This window comes from Pseudoxanthomonas sp. 97-1-1, from assembly GCF_057773125.1.
Map to the genome: position 1 here is coordinate 358,043 of NZ_JBYMTJ010000004.1, position 19,589 is coordinate 377,631.

The window sequence follows — 19,589 nt, forward strand, 5'->3', positions numbered from 1 at the left end:
TCAGTCGACCACGCGGCAGAACACGGCCTTGAGGTAGCGCGACTCCTGCACGTGCGCCATGAACGGATGGTCGGGACCGGCGCCGGCGACTTTCAGGATCTGGATCGTCCTGCCGGAGAAGTACGCGGCACGGCGCAGCATGTCGAGGAATTGTTCCTCGCTGACCAGGCCGGTGCACGAGAACGTGGCGAACAGGCCTCCGGGCTTCACCACGCCCAGCGCCAGCTTGTTCATGTCGAGGTACTTCTTCAGCGCGGCGATCACCTGCTCGCGGTCGCGCGTCATCTTGGCCGGGTCCAGGATCACCACGTCGTACTGCTCGCCGCGGTTCGCCGCATCACGCAGGTACGGGAAGATGTCGGCCTGCACGAACTTCGGCCGCACATTGTTGAGCTTGGCGTTGCCCTTGGCGATCTGGATGACGTCCTGGTCGATGTCCACGCCGATGACCTCGGACGCACCGCGCGCCGCGGCATACACCGCGAAGCCGCCGGTATTGCAGCACAGGTCCAGCACGGTCTTGCCTTCCACCTGCCGGCTCAGCCATTCGCGGTTCTCGCGCTGGTCGGCAAAGAAACCGGTCTTGTGCGCGCCCGCGGGATCGGCGCGGAACTTCACGCCGTATTCGGTGATGACCTCGGCTTCGGTGGTGGTGTTGCCGTGGAAGTCGAAGCTTTCCTGCTTCTGCACGTGTTCGTCGGCGAAGCTGTGGAAACGGCAACCCGGGAACTGCTCGCGCAGCGCCTCGTAGATCCATTCGCGATGGCGGAACATGCCGGCGGCGAAGAACTCCACCACGATCAAGTCGCCATAGCGGTCGACGACCAGGCCGGACAGGCCGTCACCTTCGGCATGCACCACGCGCCAAGCATCGCTGATGGCATCCAGCTTCAGCACGTCGCGACGGAGTGAGACCGCGTCGGCGATCTTGCGCGAGAACCAGCCGGCATCCACCGGAATGTCCGGATGCGTCTCCAGGATGCGCACGGCGATCCGCGAGTGACCGTTGTAGAAACCGCGGCCGATCCACTCCCCGTCCACGCCGACGACCTCCACGACCGTGCCTGGCTTGGGTTTGGCGGCGGGCTTCTCTACCAGCTTCTGGAAGATCCACGGGTGGCTGGAACGCCAGGCGTTCTTCAGGCGTACGGTCGGGTTGGGGGTATTCATGAACGCATTTTACCCGCGCGGTTGACCGCATCGCGTGCCACCCGGACAATTCGCGGCAGAAGGGGAGTAGCTCCCAACGTGCCGGCCGTCATTTCGAGCAGCGATGCTCCGGTCCCACGGCAGCCCACCGGGCTGTGAGCGAGACCTTCGCCGCGATGGCGAAGGCACCCCCGGACTCCCGTTTCCCCGGTTTCCGAGATGTCCGCGCCTGCGGCCGTCCTCCACTTTTTCGGGAATCTCGATGGAAACGATTGGCAACCCCTGGTTATGGGCCGGCTTTGGCGGCCTGGTGGTGATCGCGCTGCTGGTGGACCTGGTGCTGATGCGCCACGGCGGCGCGCACAAGGTGACGTTCAAGGAAGCGATGTGGTGGAGCCTGGGCTGGATCGCCCTGGCCATGGCGTTCAATGGCGGCCTGTGGTGGTACGTGAACGAAACCGCCGGTCTGGTCGAAGCCAACCGCGTGGGCCTGGAGTTCCTGACCGGCTACCTGGTCGAGAAGGCGCTGGCGGTCGACAACATCTTCGTGTTCCTGATGGTGATGACCTACTTCGCGGTGCCGGAGGAGCAGCGCCAGCGCGTGCTGGTGATCGGTATCCTGGGTGCCATCGTCCTGCGCAGCATCCTGATCTTCGCGGGCGCGGCGCTGCTGGCGAAGTTCCACTGGCTGCTCTACCTCTTCGGCGCGTTCCTGCTGCTGACCGGCATCAAGATGTGGTTCGCCGCCGGCAAGGAACCCGACCTGGAGAAGAACCCGGCACTGCGCTGGATGCGCAACCACCTGAAGTTGACCGATGGCTACCGCGGTGCGGCGCTGAGCGTGCGCGAGAACGGCGTGCGCTGGTTCACCCCGCTGTTCGTGGTGCTGGTGCTGATCGGCGTGACCGACGTGATCTTCGCGGTGGACAGCATCCCGGCGATCTTCGCGATCACCTCCGACCCGTTCATCGTGCTGACCTCGAACGTGTTCGCGGTGCTGGGCCTGCGCGCGATGTTCTTCCTGCTGGCGGGCATGGCCGACCGCTTCCACCTGCTGCCGTATGGGCTGGCGGTGGTGCTGGGTTTCATCGGCACCAAGATGCTGCTGATCGACGTGTACAAGATCCCGGTGCCCTGGGCGCTGGGCACGGTGGCGCTGATCCTGGGCGTGACCGTCGCGCTGAGCCTCGCGCGGCCGGCCAAGCCCGACGCAACGGGCTGACCGGCAACTGGCAGACCATCCCGCACGCGGGATGGTCTGTCCATCATGACCCGGCCTTGCATTCGCCCGGGCCGCCGCCAGAACTGGACCATGGACCTGCACCCCGACGACCCGGCGTTCGATCCGGAATCCCAACAGCGCCACGACCGCAGACGGCTGCTGCGCGCGCTCAACCTGAGCCTGGCGTTCGTGCTGTTGCTGGCCATCGTGTACTCGGCCCAGAACAGCTTCGACGTGCGTGCCTTCACCATCTCGCCACTGTCGGTGGAGGGCCTGCTCGGCATCCTCACTGCGCCGCTGCTGCATGGCTCGCTGGAACATATCGCCGCGAACGCCTCCGCCCTGCTGATCCTCGGCACGCTGGCCGGCGCCGTCTATCCGCGCGCCACGCTGTGGGCGATTCCGCTGGTGTGGCTGGGCGCCGGGCTTGGCCCGTGGCTGCTGGCCGATCCGGGCACGCACACGCTGGGTGCCAGTGGCCTGACCCACGGCCTGATGTTCATGATCTTCATGCTGGGCCTGCTGCGTCGCGACCGCGCGGCGATCGCGGCCGGCATGATCGCCTTCCTGTTCTACGGCGGCATGGTGCTGACCGTGCTGCCGCGCGAAGCCGGCGTGTCATGGCAGGCGCACCTGGGTGGCGCCGTGGCGGGATTGATCGCGGCGTTCCTGTTCCGTCGCCTGGATCCCGAATTGCCGAAGAAGAAGTACAGCTGGGAGATCGAGGAAGAGGAAGCCACCGCGCGTGTCGACGATGAACTCGAACTGCCGGCGCCGCGCGAAGTCCCGCTGCTGTGGTTGCGCCCGGAGCATCCGGAAGAGGAACAACGCGGCGTGGTGTTGCGCTTCCCTCCGCGCGAGCCGCCGACGTTGTGATCCCCCGCTGGGAGCGATGAAAGTCGCGACGGGATGGCACTTGGTCTAGGACAAAAGGAAAAGGCAGACCATCTCGATCTGCCTTTTCTTCCTCCGGATGATGACGCGGTGCCCGGTCGCGACCCACGTCGCTCCTACAGTGGAACCATCAGAACTTCGCGCTGAACTCCACACCCACCGTGCGCGGCTCGTTGATGAAACCGGTCAGGTTGTTGAAGTCGATGCCGCCGACGATGCGACGCTGGTCGGTGATGTTGCGGCCGAACAGTGCGACCTCGTAGTCGCCGTAACCCCATCCGTAACCGACGCGCAGGCCGCCTTCCAGCGATGACTTCCCGGTGAACTCGATGGAGTCATACAGGAAGAAATTCACTTCGCTGCGATAGGCCCAATCGGTGTAGACGTACAGTTCGCTGCCCTCGCCCAGGCCGACGCTGTAGCGCGCGGTGAAGTTGTGCACCCACTTCGGCGCCTGCGGCAGGCGATTGCCGCCGATGTAGTAGCGGCCCGTCGGATCGCCGTTCTCGTCCAGCACTTCTTCATCGGTCACGGTGCAGGCCGCACAGACGGCGACATTCAGGTCGTCGTCCTTGATCTCGGTGTCGTTGTAGCTGCTACCCAGCGTGACCAGCAGGTTGTCCAGTACGTAGGCCTGCAGGTCCAGTTCGAAGCCCTTGCCCACCGACTTCTCGGCATTGACCAGGATGTTGGCATTGGCAGCGCCGCCGACGGCGGTCAGCTGCTGATCCTTGACGCGGTAGTAGAAGACGCCCGCGCTCAGGCGTGCGCGCTTGTCCCAGAAGTCGGCCTTCACGCCCGTCTCGAACGAGGTGACGGTTTCCGGACCGGCGACCGACTTGCCGTTGAATGCGCCGGCAGCCTGAATACTACTGCCGCGGAAGCCGGTGGCAGCGCGTGCATAGACGTTGACGTCGTCATTGACCGCGTAGGTCGCCGACAGGTCCCAGTTGAACTTCTTGTCTTCCGGCGATGCGGAAAGGTCGCCATCGGGCTCAAGCGCCGCCAGCTGCGCCAGCGTGCACTTGCCCGCCAGCACGCAGGCGGCGAAGCCGGTGTTCCAGTAGTCCTCGACCGTCAGTTCCTTCTCGTCGACGGTGTAGCGCATGCCGGCGCGCAGCTCCAGCTGGTCGGTCGCCTGCCATGTCACCGCGCCGAACGCCGCCCATGCGTCATTGGTCTGGCGGATGCGCTGGTAACCATCCTGGGCACTGTTGTTGAGCGAGTCGTAGCTGAAGCTTTCGACGCGATAGTCTTCCTTGAAGTAGAACAGGCCCGCCTGCCAGTTCACCGGGCCATCGAAGGCCGACTCGATGCGGAGTTCCTGCGTCCACTGCGAATGATCCGGGATGCCGTCGGCGGTTTCCGACGCGAACGGGATCACGCCGGGACCGGAGTCGGGCAGGAACACCGCGCCATAACCACCGTCGATGTCGCCACGGTTGATGGTTTCAACACTCTCGTAACCGGTGATCGAGTGCAGCGTGTAGTCACCCAGGTTCCAGCGCAGGCGCGCGCTGGCACCTTGGGACTCCAGCTCGGAATAGTTCAGGCCATCCTGCGACACCTTGTTTTCGTCGAAACCAGCGACGAAGTCGTTGGTACCCGGCTCGATGATGTTGGCGCGGAACAGGCGCGCAGTGCCATTGAGCTTGCGCGCATGCGCGTTGAGCAGCGCCTCGAAGCCATCGCCTTCGTACAGGAACTGGACACGGCCGGCCGACTCGTCATAGCCCTCGAAGCCGTCGTTCGGACCCGGGTAGGTGTTCTCCACCCAGTCGTCGCGGCGCTGGTAGAGCACCGACGCGCGCGCGGACCAGTTCTCGCTCAGTGCGCCACCGACGGCGCCTTCCAGGTTCCACATGTTGTCGCTGCCAACACCTACCTTGCCGTAGCCGCTGGTTTCCTGCGACGGCTTGGCGGACTCGAACTTCACTACGCCGGCCGGCGTGTTGCGGCCGAACAGCGAACCTTGTGGACCGCGCAGCACTTCGATCTGGTCCAGGTCAAACAGCGGGAAGCCCTTCAGGATCGGGTTTTCCTGCACCACGTCGTCATACACCAGCGATACCGGCTGCGAAGTGTTCAGGCGGAAATCGGTGTTGCCGTAGCCGCGGATGTAGAAACGCGGGAACGCGCGACCGAACGAGGACTCGATATTGAGGCTGGGCACGCGGCCCGACAGGAAGCGGATGTCGGTGCCGCCTGACGCCAGCACGCCCAGCTGTTCGCCGTTGATGGTGCTGATCGACACCGGCACATCCTGGATGTTCTCGACCTTGCGCTGCGCGGTCACTTCGACCGTGTCGAGGGTGGTTGCGCTCTGCGTCGCGGGCTCGGCTGGTGCGGGCGTTTCCTGGGCGAAGGCGGTGCCGAAAGGCAGCAGCGCGGCGATGGCAAAGGCGAGGCGATGCGGCCGGGCGACGGCCGGGCGGAGTCGGGACATGGCGGTGGCTTTCCGAGTGGGTGGGAGTCGGGGCGCGCGGAGGCGCTAGCACGCGAATGTTGCATTACAGCAACAACAGGGGCAATGGCCGGAAGTCCCGTTCCTGACGAAGGTAACGGCGGTTGCCCTCCACAGTCGGTATTTCCGTACGCCCGGCAGCCGGTCGGTACGTTCAGGCCACCGACGTGACCGGTGGCAGGTGACGGCACGCGGGGACGGCGGGCTAGACTCGGCGCCCTTTCCCCTCCTCAGGATGGCGCCCATGACGCACTGGTTCTTCAATCTCCCCGGCAGTCCGGACCGCACCGGTCCGCTGGACGAAGAGGCGGCGCGCAGCCATGCCCAGCGCAACCCCGGCGCATTGGCCTGGCGTGAAGGCATGCGCGAATGGAAGCCCGTACGCGAGCTGCCGGAGCTGGCCGGCCAGGCTGCGCCGCCGCCCCACCTGCCACCGCTGCCGGGCTCCGGCGGGCGCAAGGCGGCGGACGAGATCGACTTCCGCATCGGCGGCGGCGACATGCAGTTCGTCGAAGTGGAACTGGACCCCGGCGAAAGCGCCATCGCCGAAGCCGGCGCGCTGATGTTCAAGGACAGCAGCGTGCAGATGGACACCGTGTTCGGCGACGGCTCGCACAGCGGCCAAGGTGGCGGCTTCATGGACAAGCTGTTCTCGGCCGGCAAGCGCGTGCTGACCGGCGAGAGCCTGTTCACCACCATGTACACGCATACCGGCCAGGGCAAGGCGAAGGTCGCCTTCGCGGCGCCCTACCCCGGCACCGTACTGGCGATGAAGCTGGACGACCACGGCGGCCGCCTGATCTGCCAGAAGGACAGCTTCCTGGCCGGCGCGCGCGGCGTCACCGTCGGCATCCACCTGCAGCGCAAGATCCTGACCGGCCTGTTCGGCGGCGAGGGCTTCATCATGCAGAAGCTGGAAGGCGACGGCTGGGTATTCGTGCACGCCGGCGGCACCGTGGTGGAACGCGAGCTGCAGGCGGGCGAACGCATCGACGTGGACACCGGCTGCGTGGTGGCCTACCACGCCAGCGTGAACATGGACGTGCGCCCGGTCAGCGGCATCAAGAGTATGTTCTTCGGCGGCGAAGGCGTGTTCCTCGCCACGCTGACAGGGCCGGGCAAGGTGTGGATGCAGTCGTTGCCGTTCTCGCGCCTGGCCGGCCGCATGCTGCAGGCCGCGCCGCAGGGTGGCAGCCAGAATCGGGGCGAAGGTTCGGTACTGGGTGGCCTGGGCCGGATCCTCGACGGCGACAACAGTTTCTGACGCGGCGCGTACCGCGCGGTATGCTCCATTCGGTCCAGCCGGGGGATCCATGCCGCCATCCGCATTGCACGCTCGCCTGAACGCCCTGTTGCATCCGGCGTTCGTGTCGGCGCTGTTGCTGTTGATCGTCAACGACCATCTGCTCAAGGCGACATTCCATAACGCGATTACCGGCAAGGTGTCGGATTTCGCAGGCGTGTTCGCGTTGGCTTACTTCCTCGCGATCCTGGTAGGTCGCTGGCCGACACTGCTCCATCTGATCGTGGCGCTCGCATTTACCTGGTGGAAGTCGCCGGCGTCTCAGCCCTTCATTGATACGTGGAACACCGCGCCTTGGTTCGACATCGCGCGCGTGGTCGATCCCACCGACCTGCTGGCGCTGATCGTGCTGCCAGGCTCGCTGGCCATCCTGCGCCGTGCCCGGAGCGCGGGCACGGTGGCTCGCCGTGCGTGGCTGCGATGGACGGTGGCGCTGATCGCCCTGTTGGCATTCACGGCCACCAGCCGCGTCTCCCGGCGCGATGTCGACCTCACCTACCTGTCGCCAGTTTCCGCCGATGCGCTGGTTGCCACGGTGCTTGCAAGGAACGGCGATGCCGATGCCAGCGACGGCGGGCTGATGCTCGTCTTCGAGGTGGAAGGTTGCGGGCAGGCGTGGGCGCGTTTCGACGTGCAGGCTGCGGGAGACCTGACCCAGCTGCGGCTACGGGGCGTGGAATCCCGTCAGTGCGATGTCGAGGCGGTCGCTTGGGAGCAGCTCTTCAACAGCCTGCGACCGGCACTGTCTCTGATCCACGCGCGCCTGCTCACGCCACACCCGTTGACCGGTGCGATGCCCCATCCTCCCTACCCGGACGCATGAACTGCGGCGCCAGTCCGGAGTTGTTCGGCTAAAGCTCCGTATCCTTCCCACCTCTCCCCTGCCCTGCCTGTCATGACGCACCCCTTTCCTGCCCGCGTGCTGTCCCTGGCCGCACTGCTCGTGCTTGCCGCGTGCGGCGGCGACAACGTCAAGCCCACGCCGCCGCCGGCGGTAGTGAAACCGGCGCTGCCGGCGCCGAAGCTCAAGGTGGGCATTGCGCTCGGCGGCGGCGCGGCGAAGGGCTTCGCCCACATCGGTGTGATCAAGATGCTGGAAGCCAACGGCATCGAGCCGGTGGTCGTGTCCGGCACCAGCGCCGGTAGCGTGGTCGGCGCGCTCTACGCCAGCGGCATGGATCCGTTCCAGATGCAGAAGCAGGCGTTCGCGCTGGACGAGGCGAAGATCCGCGACGTGCGCCTGTTCTCCGGCGGGCTGGTGCAGGGATTGAAGCTGCAGGACTACGTCAACGAGCTGGTGGGCAAGCGCACTATCCAGCAGTTGAAGAAACCGTTCGCCGCCGTGTCCACGCAGCTGGAGAACGGCGAGCGCACGGTGTTCGTGCGCGGCAACACGGGCCAGGCGGTGCGCGCGTCGAGCAGCATTCCCGGCGTGTTCGAACCGGTGGTGATCGGCAAGGCCAGCTACGTGGATGGCGGCGTGGTCAGTCCGGTGCCGGTGGATGCCGCGCGCCAGCTGGGCGCGGATTTCGTCATCGCGGTGGACATCTCCACCAAGGCGCCCGGCACCAAGCCCGGCAGCATGCTGGGCATCGTCAACCAGTCCATCGGCATCATGGGCCAGCGCCTGGGCGAACAGGAACTCGCGCGTGCCGACATCGTCATCCGGCCGAAGGTCAACGATATCGGCCCGGCCGATTTCGAACAGAAGAACAACGCCATCCTCGAAGGCGAACGCGCCGCACTGGCGGCGATGCCACAGATCAAGGCGAAGCTCGCCGAGCTGCAGCGCACCCGCAATGCCGCGCATGCGGCGCGCCACGCGCCGCCGAAGCCGGATCCGCGCTGCCTGGAAGAGCCCTCGCGGCTGGGCCGCCTGTTCGGCCGCGACGTGAAGTGCGATGCGGCCGGACAACCGGTCAAGCAGTAACCCAGGGCGTCAGCGGGTCATGCGACGCAGGTTGTCGCGCGCCCTCGCCTCCAGCGCGTCATGGAAATGCCGCGTGCTGTAGATCGCCGGACGGTCGAGAAAGCCCTTCAGGATCTCGCGCCGCTTGCGCCGGAACAGGAAGCCGGGGACGTAGGCGTATTCCTTGCGGATCTGCTGCTCGTACTCGTCGAAACGGGTGCGCTCGGCACCGAGGATCGACAGGTCGATGTCGACCAGCAGTTGTTCGTCGTGGCCCGACGGCACCGCGGTATGCCGCGTTGTCATCACCAGGTCGTGCACGTGCTGGGCCGACTCGCCCAGGACACCGGCTGCACGCAGCGCATCGCGCGCCCAGTCGGCGCTGCGCTGCTCGTTCTCGTGACCTTTGACGTCGTAGATCGCGTCGTGGAACCACAGGGCGAGTTCGACTTCATCGGGATGCTCGGCCAGCGCGCGCACGTCATCGAACGCCGAGAGGCATTCACCGAGGTGCTGCTGCGTGTGGTAATGCCGCTGCGGCTCGGCGTACGCGGTCATCAGCTGTGCGAACAGCGCGTCGCCCTCGCCCGCCGCGCCGATGCCGGTCCATGCGCGTTGCCAGGAGCTGAGGAAGAAATCCATGGATGTCGTCCAGGCCAAGAGCGATGGGCCCATTGTAGGAGCGACGTGAGTCGCGACCGCACGGCATGAACGCCTTGATCCGCACAGGACGACCGAGCGGCATCCCCTCGCCGTCGCAGGTTCTCATGACGTCATGACCGGGTGGGCATGCGTTCGCGACTCACGTCGCTCCTACAAGGAGGGAAGCAACCCGTGCCCGCCCACCGGTGCGGTTTCGATGTGGCTGTCGAATCCCGTGATCAGCGGCCGCGCCTTCGCGATGGCCTGCTGCACGGCCGGCAACGTGAGCGAGGCCGTGTGGCTGGCCGCATCGGTCCAGACCTCGGTGATCCAGATCGCATCCGCATCGGCGGGATCACCCGCGATCACGTAGCTCAGGCAGCCCGGCATGGCTTCGGTGCCTTCCAGCAGAATCGCGAGCAGCGCGTCGCGCTGGCCCGGTGTGGCGCGCATCTTGCCGATCAGTCCGTACATGATGGTCTCGAGGGTCGGTAACCGCGTGCGTTGTAGCACGTGTCGCGGACAGGATCCGCGTGGACGCGACCTGGGGACGCTGCGCTAGTCGCCCCACTTCGCCAGATAGTCGCCGTAGGCGGCCTGCCAGGCATCCGACCCGAACGCGCCTCCACTCTGGTGCGTCAACGCGATCGGCCAGGTTCCCAGGCGCAACCCCGCCTGCCTGGCGGACCGGCAGAAATCCATGTCGTAGAAGTGGAAGCCGAAGCGCGGATCGAATTCGACGCGCGCCTGCGACAGGGCTGCCCGGCGTGCGGCGAGGAAGACGCCATCCAGCAGTTCGCAGTCGGCAGGCATGCCGCCGAAGTAGGACACCCCGCCAAAAGGATATGCGCCGTGCGCCACCCCGCCCGACAGGTGGGCCTTGTCGTCCCATGCCAGCGTCATGTCGGCGAACGCCCATGCGGGCTGCCGGGGCTGCCTGCGCCGGTTGCCTGCCACGCCGACCACGTCGTAGCGGAGCAGCGCGTCCTGCAAGCGGTCAGCGAGGAAGCTGTCGTCGATCCAGACATCGTCGTGCACGAATACCAGCACATCACTGTCCTGGCTTTCCCTGATCGCCTGGTTGTAGACCTCCGGCAGGCCACGACCGTTCTGGTACGCGATCCGGCTCCGGATGCGCGCGTCGAACGACAGCCGGCGCAACGATGTCCCCAGCGCACTGCCCTCCCGGAAATCCCGCTCTGTCCGCCGTGTCGCGCTGACAACCATGATCGATGTCATCCGGCATACCCCAATGGCAGGCCGCCGTCGGTCTTGACCGCACGCAGCACCAAGCTGGAGTTCACGTCCGCCACGCCGCTGGCATTGAGCAGGTTGTCGAGCAGGAAGCGGGAGAAATGCTCCAGGTCCTGCACCACGACGTGCAGCAGGTAGTCCATGTCGCCGGTCAGCGCGTAACAGGCGACCACTTCGTCCCAGCCCCGCACGCCATCGCCGAAGTGCTGGACGCTGGCAGGGTCGTGCCTCTCCAGTTGCACGCGGACGAAGGCCTGCAGCCCGAGCCCGACCGCCTTGGGGTCGACGCGGGCAGCGTACCCGGCAATCACGCCCGTCGCCTCCAGCCGCTGGATGCGGCGCAGGCAGGCCGAGGGCGACAGGTTCACCTGCGCCGCGATGTCGGCATTGGTGGCACGGCCGTCGCGCTGCAGCAGCGCCAGCAGGCGCAGGTCAATGCGGTCGAGAGAGGCGGGTTCGGTCATTTGCTGCACAGGATAGCCTGTTCACGCAATTTCATTGCGCCTCTTGTCGGTGTGGGCGCAATTTCGCAAGCCTGTTGCGCGCGTCTGCCGCTAGCATCGACCTATTCCTCCTCCCTCCGGGAAGTCGCCATGAACGAGCCTCGCCGCGTCGAGCACCAGCAGACCGACAAGGGCTACGTACCGGTATATACGACCGCCATCGTGGACCAGCCCGCCGACTACCCGGCCGACGACCATGCCACCTGGGGTGCGTTGTACGAACGCCAGCGCGCGCTGCTGGTCGGCCGCGCCTGCGACGAGTTCCTGCAGGCGCAGGACGCGATGGGCATGACGCCGGACCGCATCCCGCGCTTCGATGAACTGAACGCGGTGCTGCGCGCCACCACCAGCTGGCAGCTGGTCGGCGTGGAGGGCCTGCTGCCGGAGCTGGAGTTCTTCGACCACCTGGCCAACCGGCGTTTTCCCGTCACCTGGTGGATCCGCCGGCCGGACCAGATCGACTACATCGCCGAACCCGACCTGTTCCACGACCTGTTCGGCCATGTGCCGCTGCTGATGAACCCGGTGTTCGCCGACTACATGGAAGCGTACGGCAAGGGCGGCGTGAAGGCGCACGGGATCGGTCCGGACGCATTGCAGCACCTGACCCGGCTGTACTGGTACACGGTGGAGTTCGGCCTGATCAACACGAAGGACGGCCTGCGCATCTACGGCGCGGGCATCGTGTCGTCGAAGGGCGAGTCGCTGTATTCGCTGGAATCGGATGCGCCCAACCGCATCGGCTTCGATCTGGAGCGGATCATGTGCACGCGCTACCGGATCGACACGTTCCAGAAGACCTACTTCGTCATCGACAGCTTCGAGCAGCTGATGAATGCGACCGCGCCGGACTTCACCCCGATCTACGCGCGGCTGGACGCGCAGGACGCGGTCCCCGCCGGCGACGTGCGTGATGGCGACAAGGTCTACACCCGCGGCACCGGCGAAGGCTGGGCGGACGGCGGCGACGTCTGACACGCGCCGTACAATCTCGGGCGTCCCCCTTTTCGTGGATGTCCGATGCTCCGACGCCTGCTCCCGCTGTTCGCCCTCTGCGCACTGCTGCCCCTCTCCGGCGCCGCGTTCGCCCGCAACTGCGCGGTGACCGTCGAAGCGACGGACATGATGACCTTCAACCTGAAGACCATCCGCGTGCCGGGCGACTGCGCGCAGCTGCGGGTGGTGTTGAAGCACACCGGTCACATGCCGGTGCAGGCGATGGGCCACAACTGGGTACTGGCCGAAACACGCCATCATCGCGAGCTCGGCCTGGCCGGCGGCCGCATGAAACTGGCCGACGACTATCTGCCCCGCAACGACGCCCGCGTGATCGCCCACACGCCGGTGATCGGCGGCGGACAGGCGACCGAGGTGGTGTTCCCGACCTCGCGACTGCGCAGGGGCGGCGACTACACCTTCTTCTGCACCTTCCCCGGGCACTGGAACATGATGAAGGGCAAGCTGGTGTTCGAATGACCCGCGCATGTTGATGGTCTTCATCAACGCATCGGTGATTTCTTGTCGGTAACAGGCGTTTTCCCGGCCATGGACACCTGCCTCCGGTAGCATGTCGTCACGCGCCGACCCGCATCGCGCGCACCCCGTTCACAGCAGACGGCACGCCATGAATACCGATTTCCGCACCTCGCTCCCGGGCACCGCGCTCGACTACTTCGATGCGCGCGCCGCCGTCGATGCCCTGCGCCCCGACGCCTGGGCCACGCTGTCGTACACCGCGCGCGTGCATGCGGAGAACATCGTGCGTCGCGCCGATCCCGCGCGCCGCGACGACTACCTGCGCCAGCTGATCGAGCACCGCCGCGACCTGGATTTCCCGTGGTTCCCGGTGCGCGTGGTCTGCCATGACATCCTGGGCCAGACCGCGCTGGTGGACCTGGCCGGGCTGCGCGACGCGATCGCCGACATGGGCGGCGACCCCGCGCAGGTGAACCCGGTGGTGCCGGTGCAGTTGATCGTCGACCACTCGCTGGCGGTGGAATGCGGCGGCTACGACCCGGACGCGTTCGCCAAGAACCGCGCCATCGAGGACCGCCGCAACGAGGACCGTTTCCACTTCATCGACTGGACCAAGCACGCATTCAAGAACGTCGACGTGATCCCGCCGGGCAATGGGATCATGCATCAGATCAACCTGGAGAAGATGTCGCCGGTGATCTATGTGCAGGACGGCGTGGCCTTCCCCGATACCTGCGTGGGCACCGACAGCCACACGCCGCACGTGGACGCGCTGGGCGTGATCGCCGTCGGTGTCGGTGGACTGGAAGCGGAGAACGTCATGCTCGGCCGCGCGTCGTGGATGCGTACGCCGGATATCGTGGGCGTCGAGCTGGGCGGCAAGCCTGCGCCCGGCATCACCGCCACCGACGTGGTGCTGGCGCTGACCGAATTCCTGCGCCAGTCGAAGGTCGTCGGCGCCTATCTGGAGTTCCGCGGCGAGGGCTCGGCGGCGCTGACCATCGGCGACCGCGCGACGATCTCCAACATGGCGCCCGAGTACGGCGCGACCGCGGCCATGTTCTTCATCGACGACAACACGCTGGACTACCTGCGCCTGACCGGCCGCACCGACGAGCAGGTGGCCCTGGTCGAAACGTATGCGAAGACCGCGGGACTGTGGGCCGACGACCTGAAGAGCGCGCTGTACGAGCGTACGCTGCACTTCGACCTGTCCACCGTGGTCCGCAACATGGCCGGGCCGTCGAATCCGCACAAGCGCCTGCCGACCAGCGCGCTGGCGGAGCGCGGCATCGCCGACGGAACCAAGCTGGAGGCGGGCAGGGCGGATGAAGCGCAGGGGCTGATGCCTGACGGCGCCGTGATCATCGCCGCCATCACCTCGTGCACCAACACTTCGAACCCGCGTAACGTCATTGCCGCCGCACTGCTGGCCCGCAATGCGAATGCGAGGGGCCTGGCGCGCAAGCCGTGGGTGAAGAGCTCGCTCGCGCCGGGCTCCAAGGCGGTACAGCTGTACCTGGAAGAGTCGGGCTTGTTGCCGGACCTGGAGAAGCTCGGTTTCGGCATCGTCGCCTTCGCCTGCACCACCTGCAATGGCATGAGCGGCGCGCTGGACCCGGCCATCCAGCAGGAGATCATCGACCGCGACCTGTACGCCACCGCCGTGCTGTCGGGCAACCGCAACTTCGACGGCCGCATCCACCCGTACGCCAAGCAGGCGTTCCTGGCCTCCCCGCCGCTGGTGATCGCCTACGCCATTGCCGGCACGGTGCGCTTCGACATCGAAAAGGATGCGCTGGGCGTCGATGCAGACGGCAGGCCGGTGACGTTGAAGGACATCTGGCCGAGCGACGATGAAATCGATGCCATCGTCAAGGCGAGCGTGAAGCCGGAACAGTTCCGCAAGGTCTATGGACCGATGTTCAACGTGCGCGTCGAGCACGGTGGCAAGATCGAACCCCTGTACGCCTGGCGCCCGCAGAGCACCTACATCCGCCGCCCACCGTACTGGGAAGGCGCACTGGCCGGCGAGCGCACGCTGACGGGCATGCGGCCGCTGGCCGTGCTCGGCGACAACATCACCACCGACCATCTGTCGCCGTCGAACGCGATCCTCGCGTCCAGCGCCGCAGGCGAGTACCTGACGAAGATGGGCCTGCCGGAAGAGGACTTCAATTCCTACGCCACGCATCGCGGCGACCATCTCACCGCGCAGCGCGCTACCTTCGCCAACCCGCAGCTGGTCAACGAGATGGCGGTGGTGGATGGCGAGGTGAAGAAGGGATCGCTGGCCCGCATCGAACCCGATGGCCAGGTGACGCGCATGTGGGAAGCCATCGAAACCTACATGTCGCGCAAGCAGCCGCTGGTGATCATCGCCGGCGCCGACTACGGCCAGGGCAGTTCGCGTGACTGGGCAGCGAAGGGCGTGCGCCTGGCGGGCGTGGAAGCCATCGTGGCCGAGGGCTTCGAGCGCATCCACCGCACCAACCTGATCGGCATGGGCGTGCTGCCGCTGGAGTTCAAAGCGGGCGAGACCCGCAGGACCTACGGCATCGATGGCACCGAGACCTTCGACGTGGTGGGCGCGCGCACGCCGCGCGCGGCGCTGACACTGGTGATCCACCGCGCCAGCGGGGAGACCGTGCACGTGCCGGTGACCTGCCGACTGGACTCGGACGAGGAAGTCTCGATCTACGAAGCGGGTGGTGTGCTGCAACGGTTCGCCCAGGATTTCCTGGACGCGTCGAAAGCGGCCTGACCCGTTCGTCGTATCGGTACACCCAACGCACAGGAGTCCGATCATGTCCGAGAACACCGCCCCCGGTACCGTCCGCCTGCATCGCGTGCTGCGCGCACCGCCTTCGCGCGTCTACCGCGCATTCCTCGATCCCGACGCGATGGTTAAGTGGCTGCCGCCGCACGGCTTCACCGGCAAGGTCCATTCGATGGATGCCCGCGTGGGCGGCGGCTACACGATGTCGTTTACCAACTTCGGCACCGGCTCCAGCCACTCCTTCGGTGGCACTTACGTGGAACTGGTGGAGAACGAATTGCTGCGTTACACCGACCAGTTCGACAACCCCGGCCTGCCGGGCCAGATGCACGTGACCGTCACGCTGAAGAAGAGCGTCGCCGGCACCGAGTTGAACGTCGTGCAGGAAGGCATTCCCGCCGCGATCCCGGTCGACTTCTGTTACCAGGGCTGGCAGGAATCGCTGGAGATGCTGGCGAAGCTGGTGGAGCCGGAGATTCCGGACGGAGCGTGAGGATGTGTATGCTCTCTTCCATGCAAACGGACATTGCGAGCCCCTCTCCCCTCGCGGGAGAGGGGTTGGGGAGAGGGGGCCTCATGGAATCGAGACAGTTCGCGAAACATCTCCGCCGCAACATGACCGATGCCGAACACAGGCTCTGGCTGCATCTGCGTGCGCATCGACTGGACGGACAGAAGTTTCGTCGCCAGCAACCGATCGGACCCTTTGTCGTCGACTTCGTGCATTTCGGAGCGCGTCTGATCGTCGAGGCCGATGGTGGGCAGCACAACGGCTCACCGCACGACGCGGGCCGTGATGCCTGGTTGATGAGGCAGGGATTCCGGGTATTGCGATTCTGGAACGACGAGATTCTCCAACAGACGGATGCAGTCCTAGAATCCATATGGAAGGCACTGCGCGAAGAAGCGCCCTCTCCCCCGGCCCCTCTCCCGCAAGGGGAGAGGGGAGAACAGCCCAACTGACAGAGTCCCGATATGCCACACGCCCCCCAGATCCGCATCCCCGCCACCTACATGCGTGGTGGCACGTCGAAAGGCGTGTTCTTCCGCCTGCAGGATCTTCCGGAACGCGCACAGGCGCCGGGTCCTGCCCGTGATGCATTGCTGAGTCGCGTGATCGGGTCACCCGATCCGTACGGCAAGCACACCGACGGCATGGGCGGCGCGACGTCGAGCACCAGCAAGGTGGTGATCATCTCGCCGAGCACGCAGCCAGGCCACGACGTGAACTATCTGTACGGACAGGTGCCGATCAACGAAGCCTTCATCGACTGGAGCGGCAACTGCGGCAACCTGTCGTCGGCGGTCGGACCGTTCGCGATCGCAAACGGCATGGTCGATCCGTCGCGCGTGCCACGCGACGGCATGTGCACGGTGCGTATCTGGCAGGCCAACATCCAGAAGACCATCGTCGCGCACGTACAGGTCAGCGGCGGCGAGGTGCAGGAAACCGGCGACTTCGAACTGGATGGCGTGACATTCCCGGCGGCAGAAGTGCAGCTGGAGTTCATCGATCCGGCCGACGAAGGTGAAGGCGAGGGCGGTGGCGCCATGTTCCCCACCGGCAACCTCGTTGACGATCTTGATGTCCCCGGCGTGGGCGTGTTCAAGGCCACGATGATCAACGCGGGCGTGCCGGTGGTGTTCGTCGAGGCCGCAGCGCTGGGCTACGACGGCACCGAGCTGCAGGGCGCGATCAACGAGGACAAGGCCGCACTGGCGAAGCTGGAAGCGATCCGTGCCCACGGCGCAGTACGCATGGGGCTGGTGGACGATGTGGCGAAGGCCGCCGCGCGACCGCTGACACCGAAGGTCGCTTTTGTCGCGTCGCCGAAGGATTACCTGTCTTCGAGCGGCAAGCCGGTGCGCGCGGCCGACATCGATCTGCTCGCGCGCGCCATGTCGATGGGCAAGCTGCACCACGCGATGATGGGCACTGCGTCGGTCGCCATCGCCGCCGCCGCCGCCGTCCCCGGAACGGTGGTCAATGCCGCGGCGGGCGGCGGATCACGCGAGGTGGTGGTGTTCGGTCATCCTTCGGGCACGCTGCGGGTCGGGGCGGAGCTGAAGCAGACGGACGGCCAATGGTCGGCCACCAAGGCCATCATGAGCCGCAGCGCGCGGGTGCTGATGGAAGGCACGGTGCGCGTGCCGGGTGACGTGTTCTGACAACGTCGTGTCGCTGACCTGCCGGAAGTCACCACTTTCGCCCGACCCATTGCCTCGGCGCCACGCGCACGACAGCATGCGCGCATGTGGCCAACCCTGAATCGACTTCGCGAACCCATGACGCTGGCGGGCGTGTTCACGCTCGCCGCCGTGTCGCTGGGCCTGCGCTTCCTGCCGCCGGAGGTGCTGCCAGCTGCGGCCGCCGCACTGGTGGCGTACGCGCTGGGATTCCTCCTGTTCGCGCTGGCACCGGACACCTGGGAGCGGCAGCGGCGGATCGCCCTGGTGGCGATGGCCGGCCTTGCGCTGCTGCTGGCATGGTTGACGCCGCGCGTGGGCACCGCGCAAGTGTTGCTGGTGGTCTGGGTGGCATGCGCGGTCAACGTGCTGTCGCCGCGCGGGGTCATCGGCGCCGCACTGGTTTTGAACCTGGCGTTCTACGCGCTGATGGTGCACCACGAATTCGGCGCGCCGCTGACGATGACGTTGATCAACATCGGCTTCCAGGCGCTCGCCGGCCTGTGCGTGCACTACGCCCGCCGCTCCGAGGAATCCCGCGACCAGTTGGCGCTGGTGAATGCGGACCTGCTGGCCACACGGGCGCTGCTGGCCGACAGCGCGCGTGACGCCGAACGGCTGCGCGTGGCGCGCGAGCTGCACGACGTGGCCGGTCACAAACTCACGGCGATGAAGCTCAACCTGCGGGCACTGGCCAGCGATCCCGTGTTCGCCGTGCGCGATGAAGTCCGCATCGCGCAACAGTTGTCCACCGAGTTGCTGGACGATATCCGCAACGTCGTGCAGGCCCTGCGCGATTCGCGCGGGCTGGACCTCCAGACCGCGATCCGTGCCCTCGCCGCACCGCTGCCACGGCCCACGCTGGATCTGCGTATCGCGGAAGACATCCGCATCACCGATCCGGCCGTGGCGGAGTCGCTGCTGCGCATCGTGCAGGAGTGCCTGACCAACGCCGCACGGCACGCGAACGCAGAGACGTTGATGGTTTCGCTGAGCAGGGAGGACGCTGACATGCGCCTGTGCATTGAGGACGATGGCAAGCTCAGGGTTGGTTTGCGCGAAGGCAATGGACTGTCGGGCATCCGCGAGCGCGTCGCGGCGCTGGGCGGCGATCTGCGCCTGGGCACCGCGCCTCGCGGTGGCCTGCGCCTGGACGTGAGGCTGCCCGCATGACCGTGCGGATCGCCCTGGCCGATGACCAGGCCCTGGTGCGCGCCGGCCTGCGCGCCTTGTTGAAGGCGCAGCAGATCGAGGTGGTCTTCGAAGCCGACGATGGTGCCGACCTGCTGGCCAAACTCCAGACCCAGCCGGTGGACGTGGTGCTGAGCGACATCCGCATGCCCGGCACCGACGGCATCGAAGCCCTGCTGCAGCTGCGCGAGGGTGGCGACCGGACGCCGGTGCTGCTGCTGACGACCTTCGACGACAGCGACCTGCTGTTGCGTGCCACCCAGGCCGGTGCGCAGGGCTTCCTGCTGAAGGACGCTGCACCCGAAGACCTCCATGACGCCATCCAGCGCGTGGCCGCAGGCGAGACGCTGCTGCAGCCGGTGAGCACAGATCCCGTGCGCGCGCGCTTCCGCTTCCGCGACGAAGCGCCACCCAGCGATACGTTCAGTGAGCGCGAAGTGGCGATCCTGCGGCTGCTGGCGGGCGGCTATTCGAACAAGGAAATCGCGCGCACGCTGTTCCTGGCCGAAGGCACGGTGAAGAACTACGTCTCCACGATCCTCGACAAGCTCGGCACGCGCGACCGCACCCGCGCCGTGCTGAAGGCGATCACGCTGCGGATCATCTGAGTCCGCTG

General features: G+C 66.4%; 19 protein-coding genes. 13 read left to right on the forward strand and 6 right to left on the reverse strand.

The features are described 5' to 3' along the window. Positions 1 to 1,170, reverse strand: a complete 1,170-nt coding sequence (locus tag AC3DET_RS16910; protein ID WP_488392370.1) for a class I SAM-dependent rRNA methyltransferase — start codon at positions 1,168 to 1,170, stop codon at positions 1 to 3. A 241-nt stretch (positions 1,171 to 1,411) separates the two neighbouring features. Here AC3DET_RS16910 and AC3DET_RS16915 point away from each other — a divergent pair, with 241 nt between their 5' ends. Both AC3DET_RS16915 and AC3DET_RS16920 read left to right on the forward strand, forming a co-directional pair. After that, the gene (locus tag AC3DET_RS16915; protein WP_488392371.1) at positions 1,412 to 2,371 is read left to right on the forward strand and encodes a TerC family protein; all 960 of its coding nucleotides are present in this window, start codon (positions 1,412 to 1,414) and stop codon (positions 2,369 to 2,371) included. 90 nt (positions 2,372 to 2,461) lie between these two features. After that, on the forward strand, positions 2,462 to 3,247 hold the full coding sequence (locus AC3DET_RS16920) for a rhomboid family intramembrane serine protease (RefSeq protein WP_488392372.1): 786 nt from the start codon (positions 2,462 to 2,464) through the stop codon (positions 3,245 to 3,247). Positions 3,248 to 3,395: 148 nt separating this feature from the next. On the opposite strand, the gene AC3DET_RS16925 is transcribed toward AC3DET_RS16920, so the two are convergent. Beyond that, positions 3,396 to 5,711 carry a TonB-dependent receptor gene (locus AC3DET_RS16925; protein ID WP_446539002.1) on the reverse strand — a complete coding sequence of 772 codons (2,316 nt, stop codon included), beginning with the start codon at positions 5,709 to 5,711 and terminating at the stop codon, positions 3,396 to 3,398. A 262-nt stretch (positions 5,712 to 5,973) separates the two neighbouring features. Here AC3DET_RS16925 and AC3DET_RS16930 point away from each other — a divergent pair, with 262 nt between their 5' ends. From AC3DET_RS16930 to AC3DET_RS16940, 3 genes are all read left to right on the forward strand, one after another. Further along, the gene (locus AC3DET_RS16930; RefSeq protein WP_488392373.1) at positions 5,974 to 6,993 is read left to right on the forward strand and encodes a TIGR00266 family protein; all 1,020 of its coding nucleotides are present in this window, start codon (positions 5,974 to 5,976) and stop codon (positions 6,991 to 6,993) included. 49 nt (positions 6,994 to 7,042) lie between these two features. Next, positions 7,043 to 7,855: a hypothetical protein gene (locus AC3DET_RS16935; RefSeq protein WP_488392374.1), complete on the forward strand. Its 813-nt coding sequence runs from the start codon at positions 7,043 to 7,045 to the stop codon at positions 7,853 to 7,855. 72 nt (positions 7,856 to 7,927) lie between these two features. Further along, a complete protein-coding gene (locus AC3DET_RS16940; protein WP_488392375.1) occupies positions 7,928 to 8,962 on the forward strand; it encodes a patatin-like phospholipase family protein in 1,035 nt (344 codons plus the stop codon). A 9-nt stretch (positions 8,963 to 8,971) separates the two neighbouring features. Here the strand turns inward: AC3DET_RS16940 and AC3DET_RS16945 are convergent, their stop codons facing one another. The 4 genes from AC3DET_RS16945 to AC3DET_RS16960 form a co-directional block, all read right to left on the reverse strand. Beyond that, a complete protein-coding gene (locus AC3DET_RS16945; protein ID WP_488392376.1) occupies positions 8,972 to 9,583 on the reverse strand; it encodes an HD domain-containing protein in 612 nt (203 codons plus the stop codon). Between the two features lie 171 nt (positions 9,584 to 9,754). Continuing rightward, positions 9,755 to 10,057, reverse strand: a complete 303-nt coding sequence (locus tag AC3DET_RS16950) for a putative quinol monooxygenase (RefSeq protein ID WP_488392377.1) — start codon at positions 10,055 to 10,057, stop codon at positions 9,755 to 9,757. A gap of 84 nt (positions 10,058 to 10,141) precedes the next feature. Further along, positions 10,142 to 10,822, reverse strand: coding sequence for a glycosyltransferase (locus AC3DET_RS16955; protein WP_446539006.1), 681 nt, complete (start codon positions 10,820 to 10,822; stop codon positions 10,142 to 10,144). Beyond that, positions 10,819 to 11,301 (reverse strand): Lrp/AsnC family transcriptional regulator, encoded by a 483-nt coding sequence (locus tag AC3DET_RS16960; protein WP_488392378.1) that lies wholly within the window; start codon positions 11,299 to 11,301, stop codon positions 10,819 to 10,821. Before AC3DET_RS16960 ends, AC3DET_RS16955 begins: the two co-directional genes overlap by 4 nt. Positions 11,302 to 11,430: 129 nt before the next feature. On the opposite strand from AC3DET_RS16960, the gene phhA reads away from it, so the two are divergent. From phhA to AC3DET_RS17000, 8 genes are all read left to right on the forward strand, one after another. After that, complete coding sequence (gene phhA / locus AC3DET_RS16965; RefSeq protein ID WP_488392379.1) at positions 11,431 to 12,315, forward strand: phenylalanine 4-monooxygenase; 885 nt, start codon at positions 11,431 to 11,433, stop codon at positions 12,313 to 12,315. 45 nt (positions 12,316 to 12,360) lie between these two features. After that, a complete protein-coding gene (gene azu, locus AC3DET_RS16970) occupies positions 12,361 to 12,816 on the forward strand; it encodes an azurin (protein ID WP_488392380.1) in 456 nt (151 codons plus the stop codon). A 148-nt stretch (positions 12,817 to 12,964) separates the two neighbouring features. Then, positions 12,965 to 15,580 carry a Fe/S-dependent 2-methylisocitrate dehydratase AcnD gene (acnD, locus tag AC3DET_RS16975; protein ID WP_488392381.1) on the forward strand — a complete coding sequence of 872 codons (2,616 nt, stop codon included), beginning with the start codon at positions 12,965 to 12,967 and terminating at the stop codon, positions 15,578 to 15,580. 43 nt (positions 15,581 to 15,623) lie between these two features. Further along, the gene (locus AC3DET_RS16980) at positions 15,624 to 16,088 is read left to right on the forward strand and encodes an SRPBCC family protein (RefSeq protein ID WP_446539011.1); all 465 of its coding nucleotides are present in this window, start codon (positions 15,624 to 15,626) and stop codon (positions 16,086 to 16,088) included. Positions 16,089 to 16,171: 83 nt separating this feature from the next. Next, positions 16,172 to 16,558, forward strand: coding sequence for an endonuclease domain-containing protein (locus AC3DET_RS16985; protein ID WP_446539012.1), 387 nt, complete (start codon positions 16,172 to 16,174; stop codon positions 16,556 to 16,558). Positions 16,559 to 16,570: 12 nt separating this feature from the next. Next, positions 16,571 to 17,764, forward strand: a complete 1,194-nt coding sequence (gene prpF, locus AC3DET_RS16990) for a 2-methylaconitate cis-trans isomerase PrpF (protein ID WP_488392382.1) — start codon at positions 16,571 to 16,573, stop codon at positions 17,762 to 17,764. A gap of 84 nt (positions 17,765 to 17,848) precedes the next feature. Continuing rightward, positions 17,849 to 18,955, forward strand: a complete 1,107-nt coding sequence (locus AC3DET_RS16995) for a sensor histidine kinase (RefSeq protein WP_488392383.1) — start codon at positions 17,849 to 17,851, stop codon at positions 18,953 to 18,955. Further along, positions 18,952 to 19,581: a response regulator transcription factor gene (locus AC3DET_RS17000; protein WP_488392384.1), complete on the forward strand. Its 630-nt coding sequence runs from the start codon at positions 18,952 to 18,954 to the stop codon at positions 19,579 to 19,581. The genes AC3DET_RS16995 and AC3DET_RS17000 overlap by 4 nt, the downstream gene beginning before the upstream one ends. Positions 19,582 to 19,589: the final 8 nt, after the last annotated feature.